This window comes from Flavobacterium sp. 123, from assembly GCF_003634825.1.
Taxonomy (GTDB): domain Bacteria; phylum Bacteroidota; class Bacteroidia; order Flavobacteriales; family Flavobacteriaceae; genus Flavobacterium.
This window is the reverse complement of the sequence record NZ_RBXD01000001.1, coordinates 2,198,921-2,220,803: the sequence shown is the minus strand read 5'-3', so window position 1 is coordinate 2,220,803 and position 21,883 is coordinate 2,198,921. Positions and strand designations below refer to the sequence as shown.

The window sequence follows — 21,883 nt, the reverse complement described above, 5'->3', positions numbered from 1 at the left end:
TATAGCCTTATATATCTTAAATGGTTAATTTATTTTTTGAAATCACTTTAAAATTCCTTCTTTATACGTAGCAATTGCTCTATCTCTTGCCATTGCATGATCTAACATTGGTTGTCCGTAACCCAAATCAAATTCTTTGATCCATTTACGTATATAAATACCTTTTTCATCAAACTTTTTGAGTTGAATATCGGGATTAAAAACACGGAAATAAGGTGCTGCATCACAACCTGTTCCTGCGGCCCATTGCCAATTTCCTACATTAGCAGACAATTCGTAATCCAATAATTTTTCTGCAAAATAGGCTTCTCCCCACTGCCATTGTATTAATAAATGTTTGCATAAAAAACTAGCTACAACCATACGAACACGGTTGTGCATGTATCCCGTTTCGTTGAGTTGACGCATTCCGGCATCAACCATTGGATAGCCCGTAGTTCCTGTACACCACCGTTTAAAATCCTCTTCATTGTTCCGCCATTGAATTCCATCATAAGCAGATTTGAAATTTTGATTGATAACTTTTGGGAAGCTATAAAGTATTTGCATGAAAAACTCTCTCCAAATCAATTCACTCAAAAAAACATCGTTTTTACGTGCCGCCCAATTGACTAATTTCCGAATACTAACCGTTCCAAAACGCAAATGTGGAGACAAATACGAGGTACTATCAACTGCTGGAAAATCACGAGTTTCATGATAATTTCCAATCTTAGTCAAATTGTGCGGTTTTACTTTGATGGGACTTTCTTCAAATCCTATTTCGGCTAAAGAGGGAAAAGCGAACGAATTTTTATGAAAGTTAGAAAAATGTACACTGGCATCATATTCAGGAATAGGCGCCATGGTTTTGCACTTTTCTAACCATTTATTTTTATATGGCGTATAAACGGTATAAGGTAAACCATCCGCTTTTGTAATTTCTTTTTCTTCAAAAATAACTTGGTCTTTGAAGGAATGTGGTATCGCTTTATTGGAATTCAATAATTCAGAGACAGCCAAATCTCTTTGAATAGCGTATGGTTCATAATCTTTATTAAAAAAAACTTCTTTGATATCAAATTCGGCAATAAGTGATTCCCAAACAGCAATAGTTTTGCCTTTTTTGACCAATAGTGAACTTCCTATTTCCTGTAATTGCGAATTAATTTTAGCCAAAGATTCGTGAATAAAACCTACCCTAGCATCGTTTTTGGGCAAACTATCTAAAATTGCATCATCAAAAATAAACAATGGAATTACAGCATAATCAGATTGTAAAGCGTGAAACAAACCTACATTATCTTCTAATCGTAAATCACGTCTAAACCAGAAAAAAGAAACTTGTTGCTTGGTCATTATTTTGTATTAAAAAGTTGGTCCACCATGACCCGTCTGTGGTCAAAAATAGCTTTCAATTTATTTTTCACAATCAAAGTATTCATGATTCGTCCAATAAACCCAAGAGGCAATCCGTAATGAACCAAATCCGTCATTTTAACTCCGTTATCCGTTTTCTCAAAAAAATGCTTGTGATGCCATAACGCATACGGACCAAAACGTTGTTCATCAATAAAATAACTATTTTCTTTTACAAATGTTATTTCGGTTACCCAAGGTAATTTTATTCCTAAAAGTGGGGAAACTTTATATTGAATTATTTGGCCAGCATACATGTTTTTCTCATCAAAATCAGTGATTTGAAAACCCATAGATTCTGGTGTAATTTTTTGAAGATTTCTAGGGCTGGAAAAAAAAGCCCAACATTCTTCAATAGTAGCATTTACATGTTGCGTTGTTTCTTTTGTGTAGAGTTTCATGGGGTTGTACTTGTTGTGTTTGTAATGAGCGTTTTGTTGAATACTGGATTGCGTGAGGGATAGCAGTGGAGCTCTTTTTGAGGATGGCTTTTTTTGGCCGTACTCAAAAAAGCGGGAACGAATAGCCCGACCCTTGTGGTCACGCCCAAATATTGTTTCTAAATTTTATAATATTTAAAAGGCACGAATAACATTCCGAAGCATTCGCCATGCTCTTTTCCTAAATGTTTATGATGCACTTTATGGGCCTTACGAAGACCAATCAGATACTTATTATTGGTATTTTTGAACCATTTGAAGCGCTGATGAATCAAGACATCATGTATCATGAAATAACAGAATCCGTAAAATGTGATTCCTAATCCGATGAAAAAAAGATAGTTGAAATTAGCCTGCGCACCGAAATAAAAAAGAACTATACTCGGGACGGCAAAAATCACAAAAAAGATATCGTTTCGCTCAAAAACATTAGCGTACTTAGGTTGGTGATGATCCGCGTGGAAATACCACATCAATCCGTGCATCACATATTTGTGTGTACACCAAGTAACACATTCCATGAAAAGGAAAACTCCAAAAAATATTAGAAAGGAAATCATTGTTTTTTATTGTTTAAAATATAGATCTTAAAAATCGGTTTTTTATACTAACTTCAACTTATAAGTTACGAAAGATTGTGCCAAAAGTCCTGCTTTTGTATAATTAGAAACTCTAATTCTAGCGCTTCCTATTTCGTGGCAAGGTGTGTTTTTTAACTTCTTAAGCAGTTTTTTGTAATACACAAATGCTGTGTAAACACCAAATTTAGCTTCCATAGGCAGTTTTACAATTCCTTGATAAGCAACTCTGAAATCTTCTTCAATTTCAAGAATAATTGCTGCTTTTGATTTTTCATCAAAAGAATTCAAATCTACACCAGGAAAATAATTTCGGTTCAAGACTAAATTATCATCTTTTAAATCTCTTAGAAAATTTACTTTTTGGAAAGCGGAACCTAAACGCATGGCTTCGTCTTTCAACTGCTCGTATTTTTGATTGTTTCCATCCACAAAAACCTTGAGACACATTAAACCAACTACATCAGCTGAACCATAAATATATTCTTTGTACTCTTCATCACTGTGATAATCTGATTTTACCAAATCTAATTTCATACTTTTCAAGAAAGACTGAACTAAATCATCCGAAATATTATATTGTTTTACCGTAATCTGAAACGAGTTCAAAATAGGATTTAAACTGATTCCAGAATCATACGCTTTGTAATATTCTTTCTCAAAATCATTAATAAGATCTTCTTTTTGAAAACCATGAAACGAATCTACTATTTCGTCTGCAAATCGCACAAAGCCATAGATGCTGTATATGGCATCCCTAATGCTTGGCGAAAGCATATAAACAGCCAGTGAGAATGAAGTACTGTAGTTTTTTGTAACTAGCTTACTACATTTAAAAGATACATCATCAAATAATTGCTTCATATTTATTCTTCTGAAAATTGCTTATTAATTAATTCCGACACTAATTTACCTGAAATTAATGCTGGTGGTACGCCTGGTCCTGGAACCGTTAATTGTCCTGTGAAATATAAATTTTTTACTTTTTTACTTTTTAATTTTGGTCTCAAAAACGCTGTTTGCAATAAGGTGTTTGCCATTCCGTAAGCATTGCCTTTGTATGAATTGTACTGTTCAACAAAATCATTCTTACAAAAAGATTGGCTAAATATAATATTATTTTTAACAGATTGCTGAGTCAATGTTTCAAAGCGATCAATTATTTTATCAAAGTATTCAACACGTAAAGCCTCAGTATCATTGATTCCAGGAGCTAATGGCACTAGAAAAAAAGCTGATTCCATTCCTTCCGGAGCTGCTGATTTATCTGTTAATGAAGGAAAATTTGCATAAAATAAAGGTTCCTTTGGCCATTGTGGTTCATCATAAATATCATTTGCATGCTGATAAAAATCTACATCAAAAAATAAAGCATGATGCGATATGTTTTCTATTTTTTTGTCAAAGCCAATGTAAAACAACAATGATGAAGGTGCAAAAACACGACTATCCCAATATTTTTCAGAATAGGCTCTGTGTTCTTCCTCTAACAAAGTTTCGGTATGATGGTAATCCGCACCACTTAAAACCAAATCAGAATAAATCGCTTTCCCATTAACAACTAAACCTTTTGCGGTTTTATTTTCAACAATGATTTTTTCAATATTTGAATTGGTATGAAAACTAACTCCTAATTCTAACGCCAAAGTTTCCATTGCACGAACCACATCAAACATTCCTGTTTTAGGATGCCAAGTTCCCAATCCAAAATCAGCATAATTCATAAAACTATAAAAAGACGGCGTATCCGATGGCTTTGCGCCAAGGAACAAAACCGGAAATTCCAGAATTTGAATTAATCGATCATTTTTGAATTTCTTGCGAACATCTTTGCTTATGTTGCTAAAAAACTGTCCTACTTTTTTAGCGGTTTCAACCGTGACTAATTCTAAGGGAGAAACACCAGGTCTATAAACCAAATCCTTGATAGCAATATCATAATTACTTTTGGCTTCAGCCATAAAATCATTTAATATAGCACCACTACCCGCTTCAATTGACTCAAAAGTCGCTACAATTTCGTCTAAATTATCCGCAATTGTAATAAAATCATCCACTCCATAATAGACTCTGTAAGCAGGAGAAAGCTTAATTAGCTCATAATAATCTGTCGTTTTTTTATTAAAATCAGCAAAAAAACGCTCAAATACATCCGGCATCCAATACCAACTTGGACCCATGTCGAAAGTAAAGCCGTGACTTTTTAACTGCCTTGCTCTACCTCCAACACTTTCGTTTTTTTCATATACTGAAACTTTATGACCACTTTGTGCCAAATAACAAGAAGCAGCCAAGGATGAAAATCCGGAACCAATAATAGAAATTGTTTTTATATCTTTCATTTGTTTAGCAAATATACAAAATGTTTAAACAAAATATTATATTTTGGTTACTAATTCGGAAATAGAATTAAAAACAGAAACTTTATCCGAAAGAGTTTCTTTATCAATAAACTCAACTAACCTACCTAAATACCACAACTGGGTTTCCTCATCTTCAAGTTCCTCAGACATTTTTTGAATATAATCATCTAAGTTATCGCGTTCCGGTTGAACCGTTAAGTAAGAAATAAACACAATCGAGTTAAAATGTTTTTTTAAATCTTTTAAATTCTCAATAGGCATGCTTTCCCCTAAATAAATGGATTTGTAACCATTAAGGAGTATTTCATAATGCAAATACATCAATCCTAATTCATGAATTTCGTTCATTGGGAGAGATAAAACAAAAACTTTGTCCGTTTTAGTTTGCTTCAAAACCTGCAATTTTTCGGTATTCACCAATAGTTTTTGCTTAATCAAATACGTTATAAAATGCTCGTGAGCAGGAGTTATCGTATCAGATTGCCACAACAAACCAAGTTCATTCATTAAGGGAATAAAAACCTGATGAAAGATTTCTTTGAAAGATTTCTCAGACATTAACCAATTGTAAGTCGCAAAAAACAAATCTTGATCAAAATTCATCATTGCCATTTTTAAATCACTTATTGCGTGATTTTTGGCAGTTTTATTTGATATAATTTCTCGAACAAGTGACGGGATTTTTTCTTGAGGATAAGTAGCTATTTTTGAAATTTTATAGCCATAATCGTGTAATAAAGTAATATTTAAAAGCTTTTGCAAACTAGCTAGATCATATAATCTGATATTTGTTTCCGTTCGCATCGGCTGAAGGATATCATATCTTTTTTCCCAAATACGTATTGTATGTGCTTTTATTCCAGAAAGGTTTTCAAGGTCTTTAATACTAAATACACTTTTTATGTTGTTCATCGTTTTGTTTAATTTGATAAACAAATGTAAATAAAAAAACAGTAAAAATCTAATTCATACAAAACCAATCTGAATTTTAATCCTTTACAGTTTAATTTGACCTCCAAAAAAAATAAAACAAATTATTAATTATGGAAGAATTTCGCAGTTTAAATAGGATATAAATTAAAAAAAAAAGCGAGAAATACAAAAACACATACAGCTGAAAATCAATACCTTTATACATTAATTTTAAAAGTCTGAATCATGTATAATGAGCTACTAAAAGACAGAGAAGAAGCAGGAATTTTGCTATCAGAGAAATTAAAAAAATACCAAAATAGCAATACTGTTGTTCTTGCCATTCCAAGAGGCGGAGTACCTATTGGATATGAAATTGCTAAAAAATTACATCTTCCGCTTGATATTGTGCTCTCAAAAAAAATTGGTCATCCTAATAATACAGAATATGCCATTGGAGCAGTATCAATGGATTCCATAACGCTTAGAGAACATCCTGAGGTTCCTCAAAAATATATTGAAGAAGAAATTACAAGACTTAGAAAACTATTACGCAACAAATATGAGCTATATAGGGGCAGTCGCAAACCCTTAGATATAGAAGGAAAAAATATAATTATTGCAGATGATGGCATAGCCACAGGAAATACGTTACTAGCAAGTATTGCAATGTTACGAAAAAGAAAACCTGCTAAAATAATCGTTGCAGCACCCGTTTTACCGGCAGATGCGCTAAGTACATTTAATCGAAATGTAGACGAATTAGTATATCTTATTGCTACAAAAAATTTCAAAGGTGTTGGAGCATTTTACGAAGAATTCCATCAAGTAGAAGATGAAGAGGTTATCAACATGCTCAATATCCCAAGTCAAATTCAATAAAATTTTTAAATTTTAAAATTTTAAAATCATCGATTTATACCATTTCCATTATTTATTAGCGTACATTACACAAAAAACAATGGATATAGAACAGAAAGTTAAATTGGTCGAACAGTTGTTTGATCGTCTTGAAAATGAGATTACTACTTTCAAATCAAAAACCCATTTGTCCTGCAATTCAGGCTGTGGCCAATGCTGCTCAAAACCAGATATCAATGCCTCGCCTTTAGAGTTCTTACCCTGGGCCTTTTATTTATTTTTGAATGGCAAAGCCGAAAAAACTTTAGAAGAACTGAATTCAACAACCAATACCTATTGCCACATATACCAATCGCTGTCCCCAACAGATCAAATTAATGGTAGCTGTACTAATTATAAATATCGTGGATTAATTTGTCGTCTTTTTGGCTATGCTGCCAATAGAGATAGAAATGGTCAATTGCGTATGACGACCTGCAAAATTATCAAGGTAGGCCAAGAGGAAAACTTTCATGCAGCCGAAAAGGCCATCAGCGAAGGGCTTTATGTACCTGTTTTCACTCATTATTACACCCGATTATCTCAAATTGACAATAGACTCGCAGTGACTTCACTCCCTATAAATGAAGCTTTGAAAATAGCTATTGAAGAAGTCTTGCATTATTATACCTACAGACCGTTTCCAGGTGGAATGGAGAATATTGCTTAATTTAAAGTATTTAATACTAAAATCCTTCCAAAAAGTAATACATTAGCATTATAAAAATGATGCCGTTTGTCAGACAAAGCAACCCAATTTAGGAGTGATACGTCTGATGTTGTCAGACCTATATACAAGTTATCTACAACTTTTCATTCAACCCTCCAATTTGCACTTAAAGTGTTGTATTTATTGACTTTATAAAAATGAACAATGCAAATTTAAGCAACAAAAAGCAACGAAATACTTGTTTTGTTGTACCCAATGTTGTACCTTCGTATCACGATGCACCCAATTGAAAACCTAGTATTTACAATACTTTCACTCGTTTGCATTACTTTACAAAAGTAGTATAACATTTCTAAATTCCTATTATTATGGCATCAGTAAAACTAATTTTAAGAACGCATCAGGTTGATCAAACAGGACACAGTCCTTTGTATATCCGAATTATAAAAGATAGAAAAACGAAATTTATCACTGCTGGAGTGAAGCTTAAAGAGAACGAGTGGGATGAAGTAAAGCAGAAAGTAAAAAAGAACCATTCCAACAGTGCCAGAATGAATGCTGCATTATCTCAAAAGATTGCGGATGCAGAAGGTCAGGTTGCCGATATGGAACGTAAAATCAAAACCGTATCGGTTAAAAAACTCAAAGAAGCCATAAAGGGAAAAGAAGTGCCAAACTTTTTTGAATATGCCAGAAAGAGATTAGAGAAAATTAAAAGTACCGTTTCTTATTCCACTTACAGAGCATACACCTCCCAGGTTGATAAATTTGAAAAATATATGGGAACAAAGGATGTATATTTTGATGAAATTACGGTAGCTTTATTAAACGACTATAAATTTCATTTAGGAGATACTTTAGGCAACGGAGATACAACTCAACGACTTTCCATAATTGTGCTCGGAACCATATTCAGGGATGCAATTCGTGAAGAAGTAATTCCCGAAACTATGTTTCCGTTTAGCAAAATAACCCTCAAAATCAGCTCTTCTAAAAGATTATTTCTTAATAAAGTACAGATTGATGCTTTAACCCAATTAAAGCTCATAGAGGGCAAAAAAGCTATGATGTGGAGAGATTTATTTCTTTTCTCTATTTATGCCGGAGGTTTGCGTTTTAGTGATGTTATCGAAATGCAATATTCTAATTACAATGAAGCTGAACATAAAATCAACAAACACATTCGTAAAACTGGAAGAGTTCACCAGTTCAAAATTGGAAAAGTGGCCATCGATATTCTAGAAAAATACAAAAAAGAAAACGCCATTCACGATGATTTTATCTTTCCGGTTATTGTCGACAAAAAGGGGTATTTGGAAAACGAGGCAAAACGTTATTTTCAAACAGCAGCTTTCAATAAATTAGCAAACTGGCATCTTAAAAAAATGAGTACAAAAATAAATTTGCCTTTCGACCTTTCATTCCATTTATCAAGACACAGCTTTGCGACAAATGCGTTAAATAACGGAATGAGAATTGAACACGTTTCTAAACTTATGGACCACCGTGACATCAGCACCACACAAGTATATGCCAAAATCATCAGCGAAGAACTGGACAAAGCTGTAGACAACTATATTTTTTAAATAACGTGTTAAGTGTCCATTTTATTGACATTAAACAATTGTTAATAACTTCAACTAAAATCCTTTAACAAGGATTTTTTTTATTTTATAACTTTACATCAGAGTAAACAAGTAATTTTTAAAGCATTCGAAACGAGTGATAAACGAACTCTAGTTGAAAACACTAGGACTTCCAAAAAGCAACCAATTTAAAACCGCTTTTAATTACCTTTCAATACTAAATGAATACCAAAAAAAACATATTAAAATTTGAATTCAAAGGATCAAAATATGCAAACAGCTCCGTTTGTAGAATTATTGGCAGTGCCTGCGGCGCTAGCCAAAAATCCTTTATTTGATATAATCGTTGAAGACAAAATCAACATTCAAAACTATTGCAATGCTTTAATTGCAAAAATATTAGAACTCAAACAATCTCAATTTCCTGCATTTATAGATTATCAATTCAACCAGGTGAAGAACCCGGAAATATGGATATGTAAAGTCGAAAAATTATTAGCCAATAATGAAGCCTTTTTCAGTTCCAAAACGGCTATGAGTAGATACAACAAACTGTATTTCTTAATCGAAAAAAAACGAACAGAGCTGCAATCTTCCAGAGTAAAAGAACCAGTTGCAAAAACTCCTAAAAAATTCATTAATGCTGAAAGTGAAGACCGTCATTTTTCATTTTATGAGTTAAAAAAGCAGTTGGATAATATCAATGATGACAATCAAAAAATATTGTTGCTAACCAAAGAAATGTTTGAATATCAACAAGCGAATATCGAGTTTATCAATCAAAAGACACCGTTTTATGATGCACAATGCACCAAAGAAATAGAGAACATTTATGCCTTACAAAAAATACAAGCGGCAATTGAAGAAGCTCAAAAACTAAAATTAAGCAGCCCAAAACCAAACAAAAAACTAAAATTCAATGGAAATCTAAACCAATTAGTAGATATGTTTTACCAATTGAATCGCGAACTTTTTATTGATGGCAAACCTTATATTGACGAAAACACAAACGATCTAGCAGATTGGATTGTAAATTCCTTCTTAGATAAAGAGGGTAAAGAAATAAGTCCCCTAACTGTCAAAACAATCCTCAAACCTTCCAAAGAGGATAAACGTCCGAACACCCATAAAAGACTGGACATCGACAAATTGCTTTAAACAAAATGGTCCCCTGGAGACCAAGTGGGGACTAAAAGACTTTTTTCAACTGCTCACATTTGCACCATAACAATTTAAAACTTTTAAAAATGGATGCAATTATCTTCACAAAAGACCAGTTCACAGATCTAATGAGCAAATTAGACACAATTCAAAGCCAAATCTCAAGCAAGGCTGACCCAAAGAAAGAAACCTTTCTGGACAATCAAGAGTTCCTTCTTCTGATGAAAATTTCAAAACGTACAGCTCAAACCTGGAGAGACGAAGGTAAAATTTCATTTAGTCAAGTGGGAAACAAAATCTATTACAAGCTTTCTGATGTTGAAAAACTCCTTACGGAGCATTACAACAAATCTTTTAAAGGAAGATAGTATGAGCAGCTGCAACGGAACTTGTGAGTTTTGCGATTGCAAAACTCACACAAACGAGAACCAACAACCTGTCACCCAGAGCTTGTCGAAGGGCAACTATTAACCATTAAATTAAAACTATGGTAACCATTTTCAAGAATTTCAACGAGGTTGTAGAACACAAAACAATTTCAACAATTTTAGAAGAAATCAAAACAGGAAAGTACAGACCGGGCATAATTTACTTGAGAAAATCACTTGCCGAAAACAAAACAGAAGCCTACAATAAAGCCAAAAAATCACTTCCAGCATTCACGCCTTCGGGAAAGTTTGTTGGAGGTCGAAAATTGGAATTCCTTGCGAATTATTCCAGTTATATCATTCTGGACATCGACAAATTAAGTGCAGCCGATTTGCAAAATGCAAAGCATTTGGCCAATCAAAGTGAATTCACATTTGCCAGTTTCATAAGTCCATCAGGTAACGGATTAAAAATTCTAGTAAAAATCAATTCAGATAAAGCCAATCACAAAGAAGCATTTCTCTTGGTTCAAGCACATTATGAGAATATTTTAAAATTAGAAATAGACAAATCAGGCAAAGACTTAACCAGACTATGCTTTTATTCCTGGGATGAAAATTTATACCTAAACGAAAACGCTACAACCTTTGTCACATTGAGCGCAGTCGAAATGCCTTTAACTGAAACACAACCTAAACCTAAAACTCAAAAACTTGAACCAGTTGAAGATCAATATGCCATTTACAATCATTGCATAAAATTCACTGAAAAAAAAGTGCAATTCGTGAATGGTAGTCGCAACGTATTTGTACATCAACTAGCGTGTAACCTAAACAGAAAAGGAGTTGCTTTAAACGAAGCTTTGGGATATATTTTAACTGATTTTGGGTATGACGAAAAAGAAGTAACTCAAGCAGTAAATAGTGCTTATGGAAATAGTCACGAGTTTGGTAAAAATGAGAAATATGAAGCTCCTAAAAACCTAACGCCAAAAAAACAAAAACCAACAACTATTATAGAGGATGAAGACGATGAAGACAAACCAAAACCAACCCAAATTGACCGTTTAGAGTTGTTTTTATCAAACAAATATGTATTTCGGCACAATATGGTTTCTGGAAAATTAGAGTTCCAGTATTTCGGTAAAAAGAAGTGGAATGTAATGAATGATTTTATTGAAAATTCAATGCTTCGGGAGTGTTTAAAAGGTAGAATTAAAACAAACCTTTCATCATTAAGAAACTTATTGTATTCTGATTTCTGTGTGCTGTTCAATCCATTTGAAGATTACTTTTTTAATTTACCTTCTTATGATGAAAAGACCGATTACATTACTGAATTAGCAAACACAATTACAACTACAAAACAAGACCTTTGGCAACAATGTTTTAAAAAATGGTTAGTGGCAATGGTGGGTTGTGTCCTTGATGATAAAGTAATCAATCACACGGTAATTGTATTCAGTGGCAAGCAAGGACTGGGCAAAACAACTTGGGTGGAAAAACTGGTTCCAAGACCTTTGAAAGAGTATTTGTTTTCCGGAACCATAAACCCAAACAACAAAGATACATTGGTGCAGCTTTCAGAATGTATGTTAATCAACTTGGACGAACTCGAAAACTTAAACCGTTCCGAGATTGGATCACTCAAAGAAATCATTACAAAAACTCAAATCAGAATGAGAAAAGCCTACGGACACAATAACGAAACAATGCCCAGAAGGGCATCGTTTGCAGGTAGTGTTAATACAGCACAGTTCTTAAACGATAGTACAGGAAGCAGAAGGTTTCTTTGTTTTGAGTTGGAAGGCATAAAATACCAGCACAATGTAGATATTAACTTAGCATTTTCACAAGCATTGTTTCTTTTCAAAAGTGGTTTTAGATATTGGTTCGACCAGGAAGAAATTAAGTCAATTACCGAAAATAACGAACAATACCAACTACACAGCCCAGAGGAAGAATTGCTGTTAACGTGGTTTGAACCTTGCGAAAGAGAAAAGGCTAATGTTTTTCTAAATGCTTCACAAATAGCAGCTAAACTGGCTGAAAAAGCAAAAATAAATATAACTGATGGAACAATAAACAAGTTAGGCAAAGCGCTTAAAAAACATAATTTCATTAGACTTAAAAAAAACGGAATAGCAGTTTACGCATTAATAGAAAACACTTGGGAAGATGTAGATAACAGAAACAAAGTGGTTGAAGAATAAAAAACAAAAAATCATCAATTTTAAAGTGGAAAACTAGCGTTTCCACTTTTTTTGTTTTTACTACTTTCAATTTCTTCAATTTACATCATTTTCACAGGGCAGGCAGGGTAACCAAAAAACACCACAAACATTTTTTGTTTTTTTTCTTCTCAAACAATCGGGCAATATAAGACCATAATAACGCAATTTAATAAAGTAGTCATTCCAGTTTGCACCCAAACAGCTATATAAATCTGTTTTTTATTTTCTAAAAAAATAAAATATCTTTTACTCAAAATTTGGTTACCCTCCTTGCCCTAAATTTGTATTTACTCATTTGCTTTTGATTGCTTTTTAACTATATTTGTTGATTATACCTTCACTTTAAATCAAATACTATGTCTCGTCAAAATGTATATTTCATACGCAAAGTCGGTAAAGGTGATTTTCAAATATATCACCTAATAAATATTGAAACATTTAATATGTTGGATATCTTCTTTGAAACAGAAGATGAAGCAATTTTATATGCAAAGAAGAACAATTTAGTAATAACAACATATTCAGAAATACTGGAAGAGAATGCAAATGGAAAATAAAAAAGCAAAACCTTTTTTAAAATGGGCTGGTGGAAAAACACAGTTGATAACAGATATTGAAAAAGTACTCCCTAAAAAATTTATGAACAAGAAGTTCACATTTGTTGAACCTTTTGTAGGCAGCGGTGCTATTTTATTTTGGATTTTAAATAATTTTCCTAAAGTTGAAAAAGCAGTAATTAATGATATTAATGCCGACCTAACTAATGTTTATAAAATAATTGCATCAAATCCAATTGAATTGATTTCTGTGCTTAAAGATTTTCAAGAAGAGTACCATTCAATTGATTTAGAAGTTGAAAATAAAAGAGAATATTATACACAAAAAAGAACCCTTTTTAATACTCGATCTGCTGATAAAGTAACTCAAGCAGCTTTATTTATTTTTCTAAACAGGACGTGCTTCAATGGTTTATTTCGTGTAAATAAAAGCAATGGCTTCAATGTTCCTATTGGTAGTTATAAAAAACCAATGATATGTGATGCAGAAAATATTTTTGCAGTAAGTGAAGCTTTGCAGAAGGTAGAAATCCTAACAGGTGATTACCAACAAACATTACTTTACGCAGAAAAACCTGCATTATTCTATTTCGACCCACCCTACAAACCATTAAGTAAAACCTCTAGTTTCAACACTTATTCTAAAGACGAATTTGACGATAAGGAACAAATTCGCCTAAGAGATTTTTGCAAAACTTTAAATACATTAGAGCATAATTGGATTTTGAGTAATTCAGATGTCAAAGGAAAAGATATGGATGATAATTTCTTTGATGATATATACGATGAGTTTCATATTAATAGAGTATTTGCAAGAAGAAGTATCAATGCTAATGCAGAAAAAAGAGGAAAACTAACCGAATTACTAATAACCAACTACAAGAATGAACAAACTTTGTCAATTGCTTAATTTAGAAAATGAAGATTTACTTTTTGAACAAATATCAACAACATTTAAGGACAAGGGAATTACACTTTGGAATTATTTTGTGAATTGGGAAAAAGTCCATAAAAATATTAAGCCCATTGAAAAGGAATTGAATCTTTTAAATGTTCTTATTGGAAAAGATAATATAGAAAAGGAAGTTTTCGACCTAATTAAAGAATATCCACAAGTCATTAAAGCTTTTCCTTTTTTAATTGCATTTAGAAGTACTTCCGTTTCTATTTTAATTGACGAAACAAATTTTATTTACAAAGACTATGATTTTAAGCACAGATTAATGTCAGATGAAGATTGTAAAGACCTTGCAATTTTCTTCATACAATCTGGTTTAGGAGATTTGATGAAAGATAAAAAAGTTAAAAACCTAGTAGATTATGTTACTGGTGTTGAAGTTGGTTTAGACAGCAATGGCAGGAAAAACAGAGGTGGAACACTAATGGAAAACATTGTCGAAAAATTTGTCAAACAAGCTTGTGATGAATTAGGCTTTGATTATATGGCACAAGCTAATGCCAAAAAAATTAAACAGCATTGGAATATTGATATTGAAGTAGATAAATCTTCTCGTAATTTAGATTTTGCAATCAATAAAAATGGCAAACTTTATTTTATTGAATGCAATTTTTACGGCGGTGGTGGTTCTAAATTAAAATCTACCGCTACTGAATATGTAAAAATGAATGAATATTGGAATGCACAAGACATCACTTTCATATGGATTACTGACGGCGCTGGTTGGAAATCAACCCAAAAACCTTTACGTGAATATTTTGATAAAGCAGATTATTTGTTGAATTTAGAAATGTTGAAAGATAAAACCTTAGAGAATATTTTAAAATAATTTAACGATGAAGGAAAGAAAAGTAATAAATTGTGTGATTACTGATTTAGATGATACAATTTGGAATTGGTTAGAAATGTGGCATTCATCGTTTAAACCTTACTTTGATGACATAGTTAAATCTACAAAAGTAAATCCAGATGTTTTAAAAGCAGATTTCAAAAATTTGCATCAAAAATATGGCACTACAGAAGTTTCTTTCGCTTTTAATGAATTGACATCATTATCTGCCAAACAAAAAGAAGAAATAACTAAAAAGCCTATAACTGGGAAATCAATTTTACACAAATACTACTCAAACAAAAAGAGAAATTTAAATTCTTATAATGGTGTATTAGATACATTGAAAAAATTAAAGGAACAAGGTGTTTTAATAATTGGCTTTACTGAATCTAATGCTTTCTTTACAAAAACAAGAATTAAACATTTAGATCTAGATGGTGTTTTTGATTGTATATATACTCCTGTAGACTCAGGCATACCTGAAAACACAATTAGATATTATCCAGAAAATTATTGGGAACCTAAGCTTACAGAAATTAGACATTTGTCAAAATATGATAGAAAACCAAATAAAGAAATTCTTGAAATCATTTTAAGAGACTTTAAATTAAAAAAAGAGCAAACAATTTATATTGGTGATAAACTAGACAGAGATATCCAAATGGCTATTGATACTGGCGTTACAAGTGTTTATGCTAGTTATGGTCATATTATAGAAAATGAAAAGTATGAATTGCTAAAAGCAGTAACACATTGGAATGATGATGATGTGAAAAGAGAAATTGAGTTTAAAGAGAAATTAAAAAATAAAGAAATTGAACCTGATTATAAACTTATAAACTCTTATGATGAAATTCTAAACTACTTTAGATTTAAACAAAATGATTTAAAATTAAATATTGAATTATTACCAAATGTTATTGCAGTATGGAACAAAATTACAGATGTTCAACAACATTTTAATGATATAGCTTTAAAAATAAGGAATTTAGCATTAACAACTTTTACTTTTATAATAGCAGGCATAGGTTTTTTGTTCAAAGAAAACTTATCATTCATAATATTTAATTATTATATACCTGTAAGTGCAATATTTAGTATTCTCGGAGCATTAATTATCTGGGTATTTTATTTTATGGATAAACATTGGTACCATAAATTTTTAGTTGGCTCTGTCAAACAATCATCAAAAATTGAAAACAAATGGAATAAAATTTTTCCTGAAATTGGTCTTTCTAACTCCATATCCAAAGAAAGTAACTATAATTTTGAAAAATTTGGTATTAGATTCAAATCTAATTCGAACAGAAGATTTATCTTCTTTTACAGACCTTTAATTTGGTCACTAGTAATTATAACTGTTTTACTATTTATATTTAATCAGCATCAAAAATCTGTGAGTTATAAATTTTATGAACAAAGTATTAAACAGAATAAAGTTTTGGATATTGACAATAAAGATCTTAAGATTGAAAACGAATTATTAAAGAAAGCTTTAAAAGAGAAGAAATAAAATTTAAACCAAATTTCATATCCCTTAATATAACACTTTATTATCTAAAACCAGGTTGAGATGCAATAATAACAGTCATATAATCAACTTCATTCTTTGCATATTTTAGTAATGTTTGAAGTAAATTTCTAAACATATATGCTCCGGCATTCCTTTTTTCATTTTTGCAAAAAAGCTCAATAATTACGGCAACATAATTAATTGATAAAGTATGGGGTTGATTTATTTTAGAATATTTTTCTGTTATATAATCAACTGTTTCTAAACGATAGTTTATCCTCCCATCTTTAGTAATAAAAGGGGTGACAGAATTATAGTATTTTATGTAATAATCTAAAATTTCAATAACCTCCTTGTTGTGGTCTACAATTTTCATCATCAAGTCCACTACCCAAAATGAATGAGGAGGTGGTATTAGCTTTTCTTTTTCTCCTGGTTTTAAAATTTTCACTACAAAATCTATCTCCGGATATTGACCTCTACTACCTTGAAACATTCCGATTTTTAATCCCTCTACAGTTGTATAAATATTAATTGCATCTTTTTTTGGTCTCAGTTGTCTAAGCACTCCATCTGAAAAATATTTTTCGTTGTATACCATATATTTAAAACTTTAATAATTCAGAAATAGTCATATCAAAAGTTTTAGCAAATACCTCTACATTAGTAAGTGATAAATTACGTTCTGCACGTTCTATCATTCCAATATAAGTTCTATGAAAACCTGTTTTTTCAGCTAACAATTCCTGAGACCATTCGCGTTTTGAACGGAGGTCTTTTATCTTGTTACCAAACTTTAATAAAATTTCTTTTTTCATCGAATCAAAGATGATCTTTTACATACAAAAAGTCTACATACAACAAGTAGCATTATAAAATATTCCGCATAAAAAAAAGACCAGTTTAAAGAATATTAAATTAGAAATGCTTTTTAGAGGTAATTATAAAAATTAATCCCAAAAAGCAAAATTTAAATGTATTTTTACAATTCATAGTTTTATGAAAAATCATAAATTATAATTTTAACCTTAATAAATTCCCATAATGGCTTGTAAGAAAACGCACACTGCGATTGATGTTATTGTAAAAGACTTACCAATAGGACAAGAAGGTTCAGGAAGACATAGGTGTGCTTCCTGTGCTTATGAAATTGGTTATGAAAACGGATTGGTTAAAGCCGAAAATATAAATTTAGAATCTATATTAGATAGTCTAGAAGATAGCCAAAAAGGAGCGAGAAGACATAGAAGTCCTCACGCTGCTTATTCTTTGGGATATTATAACGGGGTAATAGAGAGTTATAAATAACCTATGTTAAAGCCTTATTTCAAATCCACAGATAAAAACTTTAATCTTCTCCAAGGAGATACAATGGAACTTTTGCCAAAATTTGAGCATAAGTTTGATATGGTTTTTGCTGATCCTCCTTATTTTCTTTCTAACAATGGTATGTCTATTCAAAGTGGGCAAATTGTTTCTGTAAACAAAGGAAAATGGGATAAGTCAGAAGGATTTGAATATATCAATGACTTCAATAGGAAATGGTTGACACTGGCAAGAGATAAAATGAAAGATAATGCCACAATATGGATAAGTGGAACGTATCACAATATTTTTTCAATTGGGCAAATCCTTCAGGAGTTAGATTTCAAAATACTTAATGTAATAACCTGGGAAAAGAATAATCCACCACCAAATTTTTCGTGTCGTTTTTTTACACATTCTACAGAATTGATAATTTGGGCAAGGAAAAAAGAGAAAGTGCCTCATTATTACAATTATGAATTAATGAAACAGCTTAATGGTAATAAGCAAATGAAAGATGTTTGGAAACTTCCTGCCATTGCTCCTTGGGAAAAATCGTGTAATAAACATCCAACTCAAAAACCTTTAGCAGTATTAACAAGATTAATTCTGGCATCAACAAAACCTAACGCTTGGATATTAGATCCGTTTGCCGGAAGTTCAACAACAGGAATTGCAGCAAATCTTTTAAACAGAAGGTATTTAGGAATAGACCAAGAACAAGAATTTCTGGAAATAAGTAAAAACAGAAAACTTGAAATCGAAAACCCTAAAACAGCTGAATTATACAGGCAAAAAATACAAGGATTCACTAATAAAAAAGAACTGGATTTATTTCTGGCTAAAGAACCAACTGAAGAATATGGTAGCGAATTGATTTTGTAATTTAAAATGGAAACATTATTTTTTTTATCAAGACTAATTTATGACCATTTAACAATCAAAAAACACAATCTAAAAAATTATTTGGGAGATAAATTTAATGCGTTTTAGAAATGAGTAACGAAGTAACTATATTTTTCGATAGCCCTAAACCGTTCATACTAGCTAATATAAAACCATTAAATGGGATTGCTGGCTTGTATTTTATTTTTAGTCAGTCTATTGATATTCAATATCCTTTCGAGAAATCAAAATTGTTATATATCGGAATGAGTGAAAGAAAAACGAATAGTATTGCAAGTAGATTATCAGGACATTTTGATGGGAAATCAAAAAATATAGGACTTACTAATTATAGAAAAATAGAACCTCTTTTATTTACTTATATAAATTTCGAAATGCTTCAAAACATTTGGCATTTTCGTATTGAAGATTTAGAAAGCTATTTTCTATTAAATTTTGTGGAGCATTTTGGCGTATATCCAATTTGTAATAACAAAACTGGTTTTGAAATTCTAAACAATACACTCTCAACAAGTTTTAAAATTGACTGGGACTATTTTAAATAAAATACTATGGAAAGCAAAGTAAAATCTGGGAAAGAAATATTGGACGACTTTTTTAAAAATATCGAAAGTATCGAAAATGTAGATAAAGACATAGCAAAGATGTTAGCCGACTTGTACACACAAGGTAAACTTACTGATGTAAATGTAAAAAATGAACTTCCTAAACTCCCTGTAAAAGATGGCAATTAAAATCAATAACCTTAAAATTAAAGGTATCAGAGGAGCAAAAGATATTATAGAATTGCCTTTAAACGGAAAATCTATTTTGCTTTATGGCGATAATGGCACTGGAAAAAGTAGTATTTCGGATGCTATTGAATGGTTTTACACGAATAAAATCAAACACTTATCCACTCCTGAAATTGATACAAACGATGCTATTAGGAATGCAAAACTTGTAGATACGGAAACTTCAGAAGTTAGTATAACCTATACAAATTCACTTTTAGATGCTACAAAAACATTGTCCTTAAAAAACAATAAATTAGTTCAAAAAGGTTCAAATGCTAGCGAAGATTTTAAAAAATATCTTGATGATTCAGAAAAAGAAAATCTAATTTCTCGTTACCAATACATTAGAAATTTCGTTGACAAACCAAAAGGAGAAAAATTAAAACACCTTTCTGATATCATTGGATTTGAAGAGGTTACAAAGATAAAAAGTGTCTTATTGAAATCTTTAAATAATGCAAAGAGTAATTTAAAAACTCAAAATTTTGAGACACTTATTAATAATGAAAAGGAAAAACTTATTTTAAATATTGGTGCATCTACCACACAGGAAAAAAACTTATTTGATACAATCAACAAAAAAATAAAGAAACTGAATACTGGTATTGAAGTAAAATCTTTTGAGGATATCAAAAATCTACTTATTCTTTTGGGTAAAGGTCTAGATCCAAATCAACAATTTGAGTTAAAGTTTCTTGAAGATTCAAAAAGTGCTTTGACTCTTTTAAAAAGTGAATCAAAATTATTAGAAGATGAATATTCAAAATATTTTAATGAATTCGAAATTATTGCAAATGATGTTGAAGCTATAAAACAAACTTTTTTCGAAGAATTATTAAAATCTGGTACAAAAATTTTATCTAGTAAATACCTTAAAGAGGATAATTGTCCTTTGTGCTTGCAAACAAAAAACTCTGATGAATTACTTTCTGAAATCAAAATCAGATTAGCGAATATCGAAGAATCTTCACAGAAAAAAGCAAAGTTTGGAATTGCTTTAAATAGTGTAAAAGACATAGCAATTGAAAGAAATAGGAGATTAGATATTTTATTAAATAATACACAAACAGATAAAGAAAATAATCAAAACATTAAAGAGGGTTTAACTGCATTAAAAACCAAAATCCAAAATTATCAAAATACAGCTGAAGTTAAAATAACTTCTGGAGATAAATTACCAGTTTTGGATATAATCAAATTAATTGAAAATGATTTTGAATTTCTTAAAATCATAAATGATAGAATAATCAAAATCCAAGAATCTCAAAAAGGAGAAACACCTGCTGTTTTATACTCAAATATTACAGCTTCCAGAGATGCTTTTTTAAACATTAAAAAATTTGAAGCGCAAAAAGTAATTTTAGAAAATCAACAAAAATCATTTCAGTTAATTTATGATGAGTTTGAAAAACAGCAAAAGCAAGGACTTGATAATTTTATAAACTCTTTTTCTGTAAAGATTAATGAGTATTATCAGTTTATGAATCCTGATGAACCTTTTCAAGACATTGAAATTATTACTAAAGGAGAAGAGGATGAATTAGATGGTCTAACCATCAAATATAAATATAATGATAAATGGGAAGTTAATCCTTTAAAGCATTTTAGCGAATCACATTTGAATTGCTTAGGGTTATCATTTTTTTTAGCTTCAGTAGATGCGTTTAATAAAGAAAATGATTTCATAATTTTAGATGATGTGATTTCAAGTTTTGATTCAAACCATAGACGAAGATTTGCGGATTTATTATTTGATAAATTTTCAAAACATCAACTGATAGTATTAACCCACGAAAAGGAATGGTTTACAAATATTATTAGTCCAAAGGCTAAGAACAAAGGTTGGTTGGTCAATGAGATAAAGTGGACAGAAGAGAAAGGAACTTTCATTAAAGAAAAACCAAGTGACTTAAAAGAATCAATTTTATATCAATTAGCAGAGGGTAATATTGATAATATTGGAAACCCAATGCGAAAATATTTGGAGCATTGTTTAAAAGATATTGCCTTAAATCTTGATGCTAAATTGAGTTTCAGATATAACGATTCTAATGAACACAGAATGCCTTATGAGCTACTTATGGCGATTAGATCAGAAATTAAAAAATCAAGTACAGAATTAAAATTAAAATACCCATTATTAGATAGAATAGAGAGTTCTGCATTATTTGGCAATACTCTTTCTCACGACAATCCTATTAATGCAAGTATAGGAGATATAAATTCTTTTTGGGCAGATATTTTAGAATTGGAAAAATTATTTATTTGTCAAGAAATAAGTTGTAAAAAAACAAAAGTAAGTTTATTAAATTACGATACCGTAACTAATAAAATTCGTTGTGGTTGTGATGCAACTAAATATGATTGGAAAAGGTAAAAAGTGCAAATAATATTAAAACAAAGCATAATCAAAGAACATCAATTTT

General features: G+C 31.0%; 22 protein-coding genes. 14 read left to right on the top strand and 8 right to left on the bottom strand.

Translation table 11 applies throughout. The features are described 5' to 3' along the window. Positions 1 to 42 precede the first annotated feature (42 nt). The 6 genes from C8C88_RS09830 to C8C88_RS09805 all read right to left on the bottom strand — a co-directional run bounded on the left by C8C88_RS09830 (position 43) and on the right by C8C88_RS09805 (position 5,691). A complete protein-coding gene (locus C8C88_RS09830; RefSeq protein WP_121337933.1) occupies positions 43 to 1,338 on the bottom strand; it encodes a deoxyribodipyrimidine photo-lyase in 1,296 nt (431 codons plus the stop codon). Beyond that, positions 1,338 to 1,799 (bottom strand): SRPBCC family protein, encoded by a 462-nt coding sequence (locus C8C88_RS09825; RefSeq protein ID WP_121337932.1) that lies wholly within the window; start codon positions 1,797 to 1,799, stop codon positions 1,338 to 1,340. Before C8C88_RS09825 ends, C8C88_RS09830 begins: the two co-directional genes overlap by 1 nt. 158 nt (positions 1,800 to 1,957) lie before the next feature. Beyond that, positions 1,958 to 2,398, bottom strand: coding sequence for a sterol desaturase family protein (locus tag C8C88_RS09820; protein ID WP_121337930.1), 441 nt, complete (start codon positions 2,396 to 2,398; stop codon positions 1,958 to 1,960). A 42-nt stretch (positions 2,399 to 2,440) separates the two neighbouring features. Further along, positions 2,441 to 3,280, bottom strand: a complete 840-nt coding sequence (locus tag C8C88_RS09815; protein WP_121337929.1) for a phytoene/squalene synthase family protein — start codon at positions 3,278 to 3,280, stop codon at positions 2,441 to 2,443. Between the two features lie 2 nt (positions 3,281 to 3,282). Beyond that, positions 3,283 to 4,758: an NAD(P)/FAD-dependent oxidoreductase gene (locus C8C88_RS09810; protein ID WP_121337927.1), complete on the bottom strand. Its 1,476-nt coding sequence runs from the start codon at positions 4,756 to 4,758 to the stop codon at positions 3,283 to 3,285. Between the two features lie 36 nt (positions 4,759 to 4,794). After that, a complete protein-coding gene (locus C8C88_RS09805) occupies positions 4,795 to 5,691 on the bottom strand; it encodes a MerR family transcriptional regulator (RefSeq protein WP_121337925.1) in 897 nt (298 codons plus the stop codon). A gap of 246 nt (positions 5,692 to 5,937) precedes the next feature. On the opposite strand from C8C88_RS09805, the gene C8C88_RS09800 reads away from it, so the two are divergent. The 9 genes from C8C88_RS09800 to C8C88_RS09755 all read left to right on the top strand — a co-directional run bounded on the left by C8C88_RS09800 (position 5,938) and on the right by C8C88_RS09755 (position 16,470). Further along, entirely contained in the window at positions 5,938 to 6,573 is a 636-nt protein-coding gene (locus C8C88_RS09800) for a phosphoribosyltransferase (protein ID WP_121337924.1), read from the top strand. 79 nt (positions 6,574 to 6,652) lie between these two features. After that, positions 6,653 to 7,261: a YkgJ family cysteine cluster protein gene (locus C8C88_RS09795; protein ID WP_121337923.1), complete on the top strand. Its 609-nt coding sequence runs from the start codon at positions 6,653 to 6,655 to the stop codon at positions 7,259 to 7,261. Positions 7,262 to 7,629: 368 nt separating this feature from the next. Further along, entirely contained in the window at positions 7,630 to 8,847 is a 1,218-nt protein-coding gene (locus C8C88_RS09790; protein WP_121337922.1) for a site-specific integrase, read from the top strand. A 270-nt stretch (positions 8,848 to 9,117) separates the two neighbouring features. Next, complete coding sequence (locus C8C88_RS09785; protein WP_121337920.1) at positions 9,118 to 10,005, top strand: hypothetical protein; 888 nt, start codon at positions 9,118 to 9,120, stop codon at positions 10,003 to 10,005. Positions 10,006 to 10,094: 89 nt separating this feature from the next. Beyond that, positions 10,095 to 10,376 (top strand): helix-turn-helix domain-containing protein, encoded by a 282-nt coding sequence (locus tag C8C88_RS09780; protein WP_121337919.1) that lies wholly within the window; start codon positions 10,095 to 10,097, stop codon positions 10,374 to 10,376. A gap of 119 nt (positions 10,377 to 10,495) precedes the next feature. After that, complete coding sequence (locus C8C88_RS09775) at positions 10,496 to 12,589, top strand: VapE domain-containing protein (RefSeq protein ID WP_121337917.1); 2,094 nt, start codon at positions 10,496 to 10,498, stop codon at positions 12,587 to 12,589. 567 nt (positions 12,590 to 13,156) lie between these two features. Continuing rightward, positions 13,157 to 14,077 (top strand): DNA adenine methylase, encoded by a 921-nt coding sequence (locus tag C8C88_RS09765; protein WP_121338636.1) that lies wholly within the window; start codon positions 13,157 to 13,159, stop codon positions 14,075 to 14,077. Next, the gene (locus C8C88_RS09760; RefSeq protein ID WP_121337913.1) at positions 14,052 to 14,954 is read left to right on the top strand and encodes a type II restriction endonuclease; all 903 of its coding nucleotides are present in this window, start codon (positions 14,052 to 14,054) and stop codon (positions 14,952 to 14,954) included. The genes C8C88_RS09765 and C8C88_RS09760 overlap by 26 nt, the downstream gene beginning before the upstream one ends. 7 nt (positions 14,955 to 14,961) lie before the next feature. Further along, complete coding sequence (locus C8C88_RS09755) at positions 14,962 to 16,470, top strand: HAD hydrolase-like protein (protein WP_121337912.1); 1,509 nt, start codon at positions 14,962 to 14,964, stop codon at positions 16,468 to 16,470. Positions 16,471 to 16,510: 40 nt separating this feature from the next. Here the strand turns inward: C8C88_RS09755 and C8C88_RS09750 are convergent, their stop codons facing one another. Together C8C88_RS09750 and C8C88_RS09745 are read right to left on the bottom strand one after the other, a co-directional pair. Next, positions 16,511 to 17,071: a hypothetical protein gene (locus tag C8C88_RS09750; RefSeq protein ID WP_121337908.1), complete on the bottom strand. Its 561-nt coding sequence runs from the start codon at positions 17,069 to 17,071 to the stop codon at positions 16,511 to 16,513. A gap of 4 nt (positions 17,072 to 17,075) precedes the next feature. Then, the gene (locus C8C88_RS09745; RefSeq protein ID WP_121337906.1) at positions 17,076 to 17,288 is read right to left on the bottom strand and encodes a helix-turn-helix domain-containing protein; all 213 of its coding nucleotides are present in this window, start codon (positions 17,286 to 17,288) and stop codon (positions 17,076 to 17,078) included. 226 nt (positions 17,289 to 17,514) lie between these two features. Between C8C88_RS09745 and C8C88_RS09740 the strand changes: the two genes are divergently transcribed. From C8C88_RS09740 to C8C88_RS09720, 5 genes are all read left to right on the top strand, one after another. Then, positions 17,515 to 17,778, top strand: a complete 264-nt coding sequence (locus C8C88_RS09740; protein WP_121337904.1) for a hypothetical protein — start codon at positions 17,515 to 17,517, stop codon at positions 17,776 to 17,778. A 3-nt stretch (positions 17,779 to 17,781) separates the two neighbouring features. Then, positions 17,782 to 18,660: a site-specific DNA-methyltransferase gene (locus C8C88_RS09735; RefSeq protein ID WP_121337902.1), complete on the top strand. Its 879-nt coding sequence runs from the start codon at positions 17,782 to 17,784 to the stop codon at positions 18,658 to 18,660. 110 nt (positions 18,661 to 18,770) lie between these two features. Continuing rightward, entirely contained in the window at positions 18,771 to 19,226 is a 456-nt protein-coding gene (locus C8C88_RS09730; RefSeq protein WP_121337901.1) for a hypothetical protein, read from the top strand. A gap of 6 nt (positions 19,227 to 19,232) precedes the next feature. Further along, positions 19,233 to 19,415 (top strand): hypothetical protein, encoded by a 183-nt coding sequence (locus tag C8C88_RS09725; protein WP_121337899.1) that lies wholly within the window; start codon positions 19,233 to 19,235, stop codon positions 19,413 to 19,415. Then, entirely contained in the window at positions 19,405 to 21,834 is a 2,430-nt protein-coding gene (locus C8C88_RS09720; protein WP_121337898.1) for an AAA family ATPase, read from the top strand. Before C8C88_RS09725 ends, C8C88_RS09720 begins: the two co-directional genes overlap by 11 nt. Positions 21,835 to 21,883: the final 49 nt, after the last annotated feature.